This window comes from Calditrichota bacterium, assembly GCA_013151735.1.
Classification (GTDB): Bacteria; Zhuqueibacterota; JdFR-76; order JdFR-76; family BMS3Abin05; genus BMS3Abin05.
This window is the reverse complement of the sequence record JAADHR010000049.1, coordinates 1-12589: the sequence shown is the minus strand read 5'-3', so window position 1 is coordinate 12589 and position 12589 is coordinate 1. Positions and strand designations below refer to the sequence as shown.

At 45.2% G+C, this 12589-nt stretch carries 12 protein-coding genes; all 12 read right to left on the bottom strand.

The features are described from left to right. Window positions 1-2: 2 nt before the first annotated feature. Window positions 3-602, bottom strand: a complete 600-nt coding sequence (locus GXO76_02930; GenBank protein ID NOY76806.1) for a tetratricopeptide repeat protein — start codon at window positions 600-602, stop codon at window positions 3-5. A 107-nt stretch (window positions 603-709) separates the two neighbouring features. Beyond that, window positions 710-1333 carry a tetratricopeptide repeat protein gene (locus tag GXO76_02925; protein ID NOY76805.1) on the bottom strand — a complete coding sequence of 208 codons (624 nt, stop codon included), beginning with the start codon at window positions 1331-1333 and terminating at the stop codon, window positions 710-712. A gap of 10 nt (window positions 1334-1343) precedes the next feature. Beyond that, window positions 1344-2336 carry a hypothetical protein gene (locus GXO76_02920; protein NOY76804.1) on the bottom strand — a complete coding sequence of 331 codons (993 nt, stop codon included), beginning with the start codon at window positions 2334-2336 and terminating at the stop codon, window positions 1344-1346. A gap of 151 nt (window positions 2337-2487) precedes the next feature. Then, window positions 2488-3135, bottom strand: coding sequence for a deoxynucleoside kinase (locus GXO76_02915; GenBank protein ID NOY76803.1), 648 nt, complete (start codon window positions 3133-3135; stop codon window positions 2488-2490). Between the two features lie 65 nt (window positions 3136-3200). Further along, window positions 3201-4754: an L-glutamate gamma-semialdehyde dehydrogenase gene (pruA, locus tag GXO76_02910; protein ID NOY76802.1), complete on the bottom strand. Its 1554-nt coding sequence runs from the start codon at window positions 4752-4754 to the stop codon at window positions 3201-3203. A 161-nt stretch (window positions 4755-4915) separates the two neighbouring features. Next, window positions 4916-6961 carry a hypothetical protein gene (locus tag GXO76_02905; GenBank protein NOY76801.1) on the bottom strand — a complete coding sequence of 682 codons (2046 nt, stop codon included), beginning with the start codon at window positions 6959-6961 and terminating at the stop codon, window positions 4916-4918. A gap of 165 nt (window positions 6962-7126) precedes the next feature. Then, on the bottom strand, window positions 7127-7477 hold the full coding sequence (locus GXO76_02900; GenBank protein NOY76800.1) for a hypothetical protein: 351 nt from the start codon (window positions 7475-7477) through the stop codon (window positions 7127-7129). A 388-nt stretch (window positions 7478-7865) separates the two neighbouring features. Beyond that, window positions 7866-8351, bottom strand: a complete 486-nt coding sequence (locus tag GXO76_02895; GenBank protein ID NOY76799.1) for an ECF transporter S component — start codon at window positions 8349-8351, stop codon at window positions 7866-7868. A gap of 51 nt (window positions 8352-8402) precedes the next feature. Then, the gene (locus tag GXO76_02890) at window positions 8403-8873 is read right to left on the bottom strand and encodes a PTS sugar transporter subunit IIA (GenBank protein NOY76798.1); all 471 of its coding nucleotides are present in this window, start codon (window positions 8871-8873) and stop codon (window positions 8403-8405) included. A 3-nt stretch (window positions 8874-8876) separates the two neighbouring features. Further along, window positions 8877-9836, bottom strand: a complete 960-nt coding sequence (locus GXO76_02885; GenBank protein NOY76797.1) for a patatin-like phospholipase family protein — start codon at window positions 9834-9836, stop codon at window positions 8877-8879. Window positions 9837-9850: 14 nt separating this feature from the next. After that, window positions 9851-11638 (bottom strand): S8 family serine peptidase, encoded by a 1788-nt coding sequence (locus tag GXO76_02880; protein ID NOY76796.1) that lies wholly within the window; start codon window positions 11636-11638, stop codon window positions 9851-9853. Next, window positions 11635-12162 (bottom strand): peptidylprolyl isomerase, encoded by a 528-nt coding sequence (locus tag GXO76_02875; protein ID NOY76795.1) that lies wholly within the window; start codon window positions 12160-12162, stop codon window positions 11635-11637. The genes GXO76_02880 and GXO76_02875 overlap by 4 nt, the downstream gene beginning before the upstream one ends. Window positions 12163-12589 lie beyond the last annotated feature (427 nt).

The window sequence follows — 12589 nt, the reverse complement described above, 5'->3', positions numbered from 1 at the left end:
GATTATTGCTCCCGTTCTTTCAAATAGAGGGCTCTAGAAATACCATATTCTGCATAACTGCGCCAGTCCTTATCTCTCTTTTCATAGACCAACTTCAATTGCTGAATTTGATCTTGTAGGTTTCTGTATTCATTTCTCTCTAAAATAATCTCCCGCAATAACAGGCGGCGCTTTTTCTCCAACTTCTTTTTTTCTTCAAACATAAATTTTGGAATATACTTTTTGGGCGTCGTCAATTGTATGGTATTTAACAGACGCGTCTCCAAAAGCAACAAATTGACCTGAATATTTTTTATCTGTTTCTGTTCTTTATCAATATTTTCGGCTATTGACCGGATTTCCTGCTCATTTTTTTTGTTATTCGGAAATCGTTCCAATATTTTATTAAAATAGAAGATAGACTTGTCATAAAGGTGAAGTTTTAAATTGGCCTGTCCCAATAACAGATAAACTTCTGGTATATATTCACTATGGGGATATCTCTTTAAAAAGATCTCAAGAGGCGGAACTGCATTTTGGTATTCTTTGGATTTTATATATCCCCAAGCCAACCCCAACAAAGCCTTTCCATATTCTGCACTTCTCGGTGAAACTTTTTTCAAAAAACGAATGGACCGCGAATAGTCTTTCAATTCAAAATAGGTTAGACCAATAACCAACCGGACTCGTTCCCGTAAAGCATTTATATCCGTATAAATTTTGGGTAAATTCAGGATATATTCGAATGACTCAATGGCCTTATCGATATTTTTTTTTTTAGATAGCCAAGCCCCATGGTATAAAGGGCATACCCCCTGAATGAGCTTTTGGAAGAGACCCGTTTTAGCGTAAGAATGGATTGCGTATAATCATTCAGATAAAAATAGCTTTGTCCAGCATAGTAATACGCCCCATCCATTTCATTCATGGTGGGAAATTTTTCCGTAATGACTTGAAAATAGGTCAACGCTTTGTTATACATCCGATCTGTATAGTAGACCCGTTCCAGGCCATAGACGGCATTTGCCACATAAGGGGAATCCAAATAATTTTTAATCAAATAGACATAAATTTTTTCAGCAGCATTGTAAAGTTCAAGATGGAAAAGGCAGGTTCCCAGATTGTACAAAACCGCATCAAGATTTTTATAATCGCTGTAGTAATCGGTAATGACAATCAGGTTCTGGGCGGCCTTCCAGTAATTGCCCGTTTTCATTTGATCCAGAGCCGTTTTGTAAACCTTGGTTGCCGCCCGGTCAAGCTCCTTTTGCGAAAGGGTACTACTCCGAACGGTTCCCATTGCCATTTGAGACATCACAAAAATAAAACCAATCGCTATAATTACTTTTTTCATAAGTACCAATTTATTTGTTTGGATTTTCTTTTTTCTTCGGTCTTTTCAACATTTCCTGCATGCGTGAAATCTCTTCACTCGCTTTACTGCGTTGTTTTTGCAATTCCTCTTGCTGCTTCATCAGGGCCATTTTCTCTTTTTGTCTCCGCCGCCGATCCAAAGCCTGAGTCGCATATTTTTTCAGAGAAATATACCGTGTCACACCCAGCCACAATTTCCAGCGGGCGTATTCTTTGGGGTGATAGGCCGTTGCCGGGTCATCTTTCGTCAAATTCCAATCCAATGACACATTCATAATCAGATTGTACGGCCCCACAAAGACCAAACCCTGATTGGAATAGATCCAGTTTTCTCCAAAGGCGATCTCATCCATTCGATGAATAAACTGGCGAGAATCCAGTTCCCAGTAAAATATGGTATTTTTAATGGGGAATTTCAAACCCGCATTCAGATAGGTTTCATCTATTTTATTGGAAAACATGCCATCAAACAACTTGTGATCCATATAGCCACCATTTGCATAAAATTTCAACGGATAATCAATGATATCCGTTAAATCAAACGTGGCGTATGCCTCAGGTGTCCACGCCACCCCATCGGCTGAAAAGGCTTCATAAGGAACATCCTGATTGGGTGCCGTCGGGAAGATGACCTTGCTTCCCACCCCCAAAGCAATATAACGGCTTTCGATTGGAATTTGCAGTTTCAGACCAACCTGCGTGTTGCCTATCGGCCCCCAAATGTGTGATTGATCATCTTGATAAGCCACAAAACGGGTATCCAGCTCCAAATGCGAATAAATACCGTATGTAAAAACCACGCTCATGTGGTAGTCTTTGGCCAGCGATCCATCCGATTTTTTCAAATAGGCGCTTCCAAAAGAGCTAATGTACAAATTTCCCGGGCTAACCGTTTCTGCCGATGTAATTCGGAAAAGACCGCGCCCTCCATTAATCGAAATTTGTCCATAGGATGGGTTTACATTTCCCCAAAAAAACAACATGGAAAAAAACAGCACAAAAAAACACATCTTTTTCAAGGAAACGTTCATCACCTTAAACCAGAATTTTTGCATTTTGGGCACCTAAAAATTATTTTTAGAATATAACTGATTCATCAAGTAAATTCAATAAATTTTTCTTTTAATTACAATTTTAGTATTGATTTGTCTTCAAATGTGAACGATAGTGTTCCAGAATTGTGGCCAAAACTTCATCCCGCCATTCGACATTTTCAACAAAATCTTTTTGATCCGTTTCTACAATTAGAACAGGTATTTCCGATTCAATTTTTCGGATCCAGTATTCATATCTTAGATTAAGTTGAAATAAATATTCCTTATCGATATTGCGTTCGACATCTCTCCACCGTTTTCGAATTCGGGTAAGTAACGTCCATGGAGAAGCCTTCAGATAAAGGATAAGATCCGGGGACCGGATGGATTGAATAATAGCTTCGTAAAGATCGCGATACGTGGCATAATCCTGTTTTTGCATGAGGCCCTGTTGATAGAGGTTTTCAGCAAAAACCTCTGCATCCTCAAAAATACTTCTGTCCTGTACAATGGGTGAGCGTGCATTTTGAAATTCCAGATGGGCCTTAAACCGATGGGTCAGGAAAAATATTTGAGAATGAAATCCCCATCGCTCCATATTTTGATAAAAAAGGGCCAGGTAGGGGTTTTCGACAACCTTTTCGTAATAGGGCGTCCAGCCTAACTTTTCCTCAATAATATGTGTCAGTGTCGTTTTACCGACGCCAATATTTCCTGCAATAACCAGATAGAACGGATTTTCTTGCATATTTCCCAAGAATGACATTAGGGCTATCCCCTCAAAGAGGACAGCCCGTGAATGAGAGTGGATTTTTAATAATCCAATTTTTCAGAAACAGATTTTGCCTGCAAAAATAATAGCAAATAATCGCGGCCGCCGGCCTTTGAATCTGTACCAGACATATTAAAACCGCCAAATGGATGGCCGCCCACCAATGCGCCGGTGCATTTCCGATTAATGTACAGATTACCTACGTGAAATTCATTTTTTGCTTTTAAAATGTGATCCCGGTTTACACTCCACACAGCCCCGGTTAGGCCATATTCCGTACTATTGGCAATGTCGATGGCATCATCAAAATCATTCGCCTTAATAACCGCCAAAACGGGACCGAATATTTCCTCCTGCGCCACGCGAGAGTCTCTGGAAACATCTTTGATGATAGTAGGTTCGACAAAAAAACCATTTCCATCAATCTTCTTGCCTCCGTAAACAAGTGTCCCCTCTTTTTTCCCAATGTCCACATAATATAACACCTTTTCCAGAGCAGCCTGATTGATCACAGGTCCCATATAATTTTTGACATCCTTAACGGGGCCAACCGTAATTTTCGAGGCCTTTTGAACCAGTAAATCCACGAAGCGATCGTAAACATCCCGGTGAACAATAACCCGCGAAGCGGCCGAACATTTTTGACCCTGGAATCCATAAGCCGACGCGATGGTTGCCGCGGCCGCCTTTTCCAGATCCGTTTCGGCGTCCACAACAATGGCATCCTTTCCGCCCATTTCCGCCACGACGCGCTTAATCCAGAGCTGTCCCTCCTGATGTTTGGCAGCCAGTTCATTGATCCGCAAGCCCACATCCCGGGAACCGGTAAAGGAAATGAATCGAATTTTGGGATGCTTCACAATATAATCGCCAATAGAGGCGCCGCCGCCTGTAACATAATTCAGAACACCTGCCGGTAATCCCGCTTCAATCATAATTTCCGTAAAAATATGTCCCATCTTGGGGGCATCGCTGGCCGGTTTTAAAAGTACCGTATTCCCGGTTACAATGGCTGCACTGGTCATCCCTGCAAGAATGGCCATGGGGAAATTCCAGGGAGGAATAACCGCCCCCATTCCCAGCGGAATATAAAATAATTCAGGAAACTCTCCCGGAACCGGGGTAACCGGTTGAGGGGATCCGTAGCGCAGCATTTCGCGGGCATAAAATTCCAAAAAATCGATGGCTTCTGCAACATCCGCATCGGCTTCCAGCCAATTCTTACCCTCTTCCAAAACCATCCAGGCATCGATTTCAATCCGCCTTCTCTGCATAATTTGAGAGGCTCGCAGAAGGACGGCCGCGCGTTCCTTCGCAGGAACCCATTTCCACGATTCAAACGCCTTTAACCCGGCCGCAATCGCCTGATCGACCTCCTTTGATGAGGCTTTTTGAAAAACACCGATTATCTGATCTTTGTCGCTTGGATTTCGCGACTCAAATCTCTCCGGAGCTTTCATCCAACGACCGCCGATGTAAAGATCATATTCTTTCCCGAAATTGGCCTCTGCTTTTTCCAGTTCCTCCTCCATTCTTCTTCTATTTTCGGGAATGGAAAAGTCCAGGTAGGCCTGATTTTTAAATTCCGGTAACATACGCCCTCCTTCATTTATTTTGAAATGAACTCAGAACTCCAGAGTCTTAACTGAGATAGGATTATCTTTAAAGTTATTGAATATTAATTAAAATTTCCAGACAAAAAAGCCCCTTTTTGTAAAAAGGGGCTTTTTCTTTGGGTAATTATTTTGATTCTCTACTATTTCTCAGATTCGCGTTCCAGATGTTCTTTCGTAACTTTGAGAATGCTCTTTTCAGATGCACCCAGAACATCGGGCTTCCCATCTTTATCCAGATCAACCGGTTTTACATAACTGATTTCCGGATCGATCTTAATCAATCCTTCTTTCACCCCCTGATTGAATCCTTGTATACTATTGGGAGTGAATGTAATAATCCGATCTTCAACCCGTCCATTCTTGCCATGGCAGGCGGTACAGGTACCGTTCGCCCCCAGTGCCTGATCGGCCGGCAATACATTGTGAGACACCTTAAAATAGTGCGCCGCAATATACAGCACCGGATTCGGGTTCTTTTCGCCCTCCTTCTTCAAAACAACAATAAGGGCTTTTCTTACCTTCCGGATATCATCCAGCGTACTCACCTCCGGTCTCATATCCGGATGTCCCATAAAACCGGTTTTGTCATAAATGCGGTCATTCGTAATAAGTTGCGCGTAACTGCGGCCACTTTTATCCCGGAAAATACCTCGCACCGCAGCATTCATTTCACGCGGATAAAGGATTTTCTCCATCGTCTTATCAAACCAGGTTGTAACCGTAATGGGATTACCGATCATGATTTGGTTGCCATGGGTTCCTTTCCAATAATAAAGCACCGGTTCCCAATCAAAACCCTTTTGTCCCGTCATTTTCTGATACATCATTCCATAGAGATCATTCGGCTGCCCGGGAATCATATATGCGACAGGAGCCAATTTGTCCGTTGCAAACGCATCCGTATCCCGATGCCCGACCAACCAATTGATATTGCCCATTCCATAAAAGGGAATCGGCCCATAATAGGGTGGAAGCATAACGTTCATCATTCCGCCATCCGGTTTTGGAAAATGGCGGTTATCGTAATCGAATTGAAATCCGAGGCTGTAATCAAAGGACCGAAACGTCCAATAGCGCACATGAGGTATATGACAGGTTTCACAGGCAATCTTATTCATATGCACCCAGGCCGAACTCCCGAAAACTTTGGCATGCGCTTCATGAGGATTGGGACCGACTTCTTCCTGAATGTGACAATAGGTACAATTTTTCGGGGACGGGTGGTTATCCAGATCATTGCGAACGGCATTACCGGAATCATTGCCTTTAAGAAAGTTGTGATCAGGATTGACCACATAATCATCCCATTCTACCGAGTCTGGCTTCGTTCGGGCATGGCAGCTGGTGCATTCCAGTCCGGCAGCGCCATGAACGTCGTATCCGGGATCCTTTTCCGATTGAGGATTTAGATTCCAGATTTCTCCGCGCTTCACAATATCGGCTTTCATGCCCATACCCCAGGTTCGCACCTGAAAACTTCCATTAATCGGGTCTTTCACACCCACATGACACTGGGCACACACGCGCGTCCATTTATTTTGGCCGTTTTCTGTCTCTTTTGAACTCAGCATCGGAACCGATATTTCATTGTCATTATCAAATTCACTGGCCTCATAATAGACTTCCGGAACAAATTTACCCTTGTGTTTGACCAATTTCAGATAGGTAATCGGGTAACCATCCTGATTATTATCCCAGCCCATCAGACCTGCAGAGGGCGCCCACCGGAAATAATGGCCCAAGAACTGGCGTTTTGCCCTTAACCCAACGTAATTAAACCCCTGACCTTCCACATAGGGCGCGCGCATATAATTTCGGGCATCCGCCATGGGATTGTCCAAATCGACATAATATTTGTCCTTTTCAAATGTGATTTTACTGCGCGACAGGGGATCGGAGTACGTGAAAGCTGATTGCCAGCCCGGGCCAGGGTAAATTCCCAGAGAAACAGCCGTAACTTTTCCCAGTTTTCGTTTGGCAAAGATTCGGATCCGAGGATTGTATGCCATCGGTTTTACGCCAGTCGCATCCGAGATACGTTTGGCATCCGGATCCAAATGGCAAATCATACAATCCACTTCAAGAGAACCCGTTTTTCGCCAGTCAAATTTGTGGGGCTTTCCCCAGGTTCCCTGAGACGTCTCTTTTGTGGTGTAGCTGTAATAATCTCCGTCTAATGGGGGCACTTTGTTCGGATTCGTTTGATCCAGACGCTTGCCATTGCGATCGTATTCATAGGGGCCACCCCCCGGATGACACGAGGCGCAGGTAAAAACCTCTTCAGGTGTGCCAATATCGAAGGTTAATTGAGAAGTATTGTGTTTTCTCGCCAACTGGCGATAGGAGGGCGGTCACCAGAAGCCATACTGACCGGGGGAGGTCAAGTATTTGTCGTGATATTGAGGATGCTTTTCACCCCAGTCATCACTGACCTCAGTTGCCCCTATTTGAAAATGGTACGCCTTTGTAATGGCCTTTACATCGTGGCAGGCGCCGCAGGTTTGCTCGGAGCTGTATGGAGCCCCTTTGTAATAGGTAACTCCGTTAAGCACCAACTTCTGTCCCTGCTTTTTGGCCATTTCAATCACATTATTCCCCTGCTCATCCAGAAGAGGAATTTTGGGATGTTCGGATGCCAATACGCCATAACTAAAAATGAGCATGACAAACACGGCCATGCCCCAAATTTTGATTGTTTTCATAGGATCCTCCATGATTTATTTTAATTTAATCTGCCGCTGCGAGTTCTGGGAATGTTCCCGCTGTGTTTTGGCGGGGAATGAGGCACCCTTTAATATATTTGCATAACAAAAGCCTGTTAGGCAGACCCGTACCAGCAGAAATTAATTGAATCGTGCTGTGCTTTTTTGAAAAACTATATTATATACTATATAAAATGAAATCTAATCTTATTATTTTTTTCTTTAGAATAAAATAAGGATTCAAACCCTTTCTGTCAATAGAAAAACACTTACTTAAGCCCATTGGCAAATTTTTTTTGTCATAAAAAAACCCTTCGATTATCCAAAAGGGCTCTTAAAAAGGGAATGTGTATTTTTTGATTCGAATCTTTTTTGCTGTTAAGAAAAACTAAAGCCTGCCCGCATCGGTGAATTTCAGCAGCTTCACAAAAACAGAAACCACAAACAGATTGAGCAAAATGCCGGGAAAGCCCTGCACGACCATGTAAATGGACGAAAGTCGAGAAGGCAAATGAAAAACCGGCGCCAGTAAAAGGACCATCATTCCCAACAAAATCCGGTCAAAGATCAGGGCTGCTAAAAGAACGAGCCAGAAATTCCACTTTAATTTTCCATAAAAAACGGCCGGGATGCCTCCCAGAAAAAGTCCCTCAATGATCATGAGCGGAAGGATAATTACAGGCGGCATGTGCGTGATGAGAAAAGACAGGATGGGTGTGCTGACCCCAATAAAAATGGCACTGGCCGGAGGCATCAAAAAACCAGCCGTCAGAATGGGGATGAACATCGGCAAAAAAACGGGACCCAAGCCAAAAAGATGAAAAAGAATCGGCAGAAGGATTCCCAATGTAATAAAAAGCGCCCCCCAGGTCAAAATTCGTAAATTATGATTCGCCAAACTTGTTGCCCTTTATCTGCCGGATAATTAACTTGAAATTTCCTTTTCCGCCATTTGAATGACACGGATCACATCCTCCGGAGAGGATGCTTCCAATAACATACGCCGCACCTTCTCCTGCCGGACAATGCGTGAGATTTTGGCTAACGTGGTCAGGTACGATTTCAATCCCCTGACCGGAACGGCGATCATAAAAAGCAGCCGTACCGGACGCTTGTCATCGGAATTAAAATCAATGGCGTCTCTTGTTCGGGCAAAAACAACAATCATCTTCCCCACATTGTCTGTTCTGGCATGCGGAATAGCCACTCCCTCTCCGATTCCGGTACTTCCTAATCGTTCGCGCTCCAACACTTCTTCATAAAACTGATCGGGATTTTTTAAGACTGCTTTTTTTTCTGTAATCCGGTTAACCAGTTCACGGATCACCTCTTCTTTGGTTTTTCCGGGAATATCCAGAAAAATCATATCCGGGGAAAGCATTCCTGAGATTTCCACCGCTTAATCCTCCACCTGATAAACACGAACACCCTTATTATCAATCCAGATGGTTTCCCTTTTTCCCCGAAACCATCGGTAACCAAACTGGAATTTCTTTTGCATTTTTTGGCGAATAACGGGAACGGCTTTGCGGGCCACCTCCTCCCCCTTCTCGATCAACTCATTGAACCGGGAAAAATTCGACCAGTGGACATCCCCCACATCAGGCCGAATAATAAGATCCGCCTCTTTCATTTGCATCCGACTGTAGCGATACGATGTAATTGAATTTGATCGAAAAAGAATATCAATGACGTTATCCAGCTCCGGTTCATTGTCTAAAGATTGGCTTACGTTGACGGCAATAATAAAATCAGCCCCCAATTTTTTGGCCGGAATAACCGGAACCGTGTGAAGAACCGCGCCATCTACCAGAACATGGGAATTTTGTTTGAGGGGAGGCAAAAATCCCGGCAGCGAGGAACTCGCCTCAACAGCCGTTTGGAGGTTTCCCTCTGTAAATATGAGTTCTTTTGCCGAAATAAGGTCGACCGCAACGGCGGCATAAGGAATTTTGGTTTCGCGGATACTCACCGGATCGACCAAAAAATCAACCGCTTCCCGAAGGCGGCGCCGTTCAAGCAAACCCGTCCGGCTGTAAGCCAGATTAATGACAATTCGTTCCTCCAGGTAGGTGGCAACCTGACCAAAAAAATTTTCAGCGGGTTTTTTTTGAAGGAATTTTGGCATGCCCGTATGATTGTACGTTTTACTCTGTAAGAATTCTTCGAAGCGGCGAATAAGCGTCACAACATTTTGGGATGTTGCGTACATGGCTCCCACCAGTGAACCGGCACTCGTTCCCACAATCAGATCAATTGGAATCTGAGCCTCTTCAAGAATCTTTAACACGCCGATGTGCGCCATGCCGCGGGCTCCGCCACCGCCGAGTACCAACGCGACAACCGGTTTTTTTGCCATAAAAATGCCTTATTTTATTTTCTCAGTAACAAAATTCGTTGGGTTGCATGGGCACGATTGGTTTTCAAAACCAGAAAATACACTCCGGAAGGAGCCGGCTCACCCGTCTCTGATCGTCCATTCCACGATACAATGTGATTCCCTCCGGCAAATTGATCCCCGTGAAATAGCGTCTTGACCCGCTGCCCAAGGATGTTGTACACGGAGATCGTAACATCCGTCTCTTGGGGCAGACCATAACGAACAGACACAAAACCGGGCGAGGGATTGGGATAGGCATCAGACAGCTCCAGTTTTTTGGGAATAACGGACCCATTAACCCCCTCCACCTCTGTTTTGGCATACTGAAGCGCCTTGTACGCATCAATCAACCCCCAGCCGTACAAATTGTTTGGATATTTTGCGTTGTTTGCCGTGTTTCGCAAAGCATCCCGAACCTGCATGGGTTTCAACTCCGGGTAAGCCGATAAAATCAACGCAGAAACACCTGCCGTTAACGGACATGAAAATGACGTCCCGCTGGAACGCGTGAAGCCATCCGTTGTGTAGGGGGAGACCACATAAACCCCCACACCCGGTGCCACCACGTCCGGTTTGATGCGACCGTCGGATGTGGGTCCATCGGAGCTGAACGAGGCAATTTCTCCATCCATTCGAACCGCTCCCACCGCAATAACGCTGTCCCCGTCGGCCGGAGTAATGAGTGTCGTAGGCCGAGAATGTCCCTCGTTTCCGGCCGAATTCACCACAACAATCCCCTTTTTGGCTGCCAGATCAGCCGCAATTGTGGTGACGGCTGTATTGCCGTCCAATTGTGTTTTGGGATCGTAGGAAAAACCGTTATCAAAATCCAGATATCCCAATGAGCTGGACACGACATCGGCCCCAAGACTGTCTTCCCATTCGATTCCCGCAACCCAATTGTCCTCTTCGATTCGGGTTTCTGTGGGAACATATTCCGTTTTCGCCAGAGCAAAACTGGCACCATAAGCCGGGCCAATCAATTCACCGGGCGCAAATCCCCCAATGCACGAAAGGGTTTCCGTTCCGTGCGCATCTTGACCCGGTTTGTCGGGAAAATAGAGACTGTCCTTGGCTTCGTTGGCGGTAATGGAATCGTGGTGAATGAAATCATATTCAGCAACCACTTTCAAATTCTGGAAAGCCTTGTGGTGCCTCCAGTTGAACCCGGTGTCCAGCATGCCAATTAAAACACCGGAGCCGTTGTAACCAAGGTCGTGTACCTCGGGAACATGAATCACAGAATCCTGTTCGAATGACGGACCGTAATGCAGGGAATGCGAACGAACCGCCTTTTCAAATACCGGTGCTTTTATCTTTTCAATGGGTTTTTGTCGGACAGGCGGCCGAATAAACACGTTCACGGGTTTAATCGTTTTCACAAAAGGAAACGAACGCAGTCTCTCAAGCGACGACGGAGATGCAAAAACACTCACGGCATTCAGCCATTTTGAAACCGTCCACACCCGAAACCCCGCGGCCCGAATCTGCTGAATATAATCCGGATAAACCGGCACATCTGTAAAATCAAACAGAGAGGTCCCGCTCCCGCGTTTGAGACGGCGCTGGACAGCCCGTTCCGAAAGATGTGCGCGCGCCAGGGCCTCCACCTGCTGTCCCTTGAGCAGCCCCCCGTGTCCCTTGTCCCGAAAAAACACCCAATATTTTGACTGCCCTGTTTTGCCCTTTGAAAAGCCGTTGCCCGAAAACAGAAAAAGACTTCCTGTCAACGCCAGGAACAGCGCCATTCGCATGAGGCATTTACCCTTTTTGACGTTCATTTGAGCTCACTTTTTTTAACAACCCGAACCTTTGTCATGATAATTTTTTCCTGTGGATGTTGATTTTTAACAGGTACCGCTGCTATTTTATCGACAACATCCATGCCTTTAATGACCTTCCCAAAAATCGTGTATTGATAATCCAGGTTCGGGCAATCGGCAAGGCAGATGAAAAACTGGCTGCCTGCCGAATTCACATCGTTGGCCTTTCTGGCCATGGAAACGGTCCCCCGAACATGGTGTTTGTCGCTGAATTCTGCCGGAAGCGTATACCCGGGACCACCGGTGCCGTCATTGGAGGGATCTGCATCGCGGGTGAGGATATCCCCTCCCTGAATCACAAAACCCGGCACAACGCGGTGAAATAAAACCCCATCAAAGTATCCGTGGTTCGCTAATTTTTTAAAACTGGCACAGGTGTGCGGGGCCACATCAGGATAAAGTTCAATGACAATTGTCCCGAAGTTGGTTTCGATAACACCCACTTCATCCTTTGCCACAGGCTCATCCGGCAGGCTTTTCATTTTTTCCTGAATTTGTTTAATTTGCGCGGATGTAAGCACCGGAAAGGTCTTTGCTTTTTCTTTTTTGCCACAAGAGGCCAGAATCACACCCATGGTTAACACCAGGAGAATTGCATACGTCGTTTTCATTTGATACCCTCGTATTTTTGGTTGCGTATTTATTCATTTTTTGCCTTTTGGAAGTAACCGCACCCTTTACGGGTGCGATCCTCTGTCCCAAAAATCCGCAGGCGTAAAGCCTGCGCCTACATCACACAAACCCTCTGGGTAAATGTACCTTGTTTCCCAATCAACCTGTAACCGCACCCTTTACGGGTGCGATCCCCCATCCCCAATAATCCGCAGGCGTAAAGCCTGCGGCTACATCATTCATGGAAACCTTTGCCCAAACGCCTGTCACCGCGCCCTAAAGAGAAATCTTTTTTCG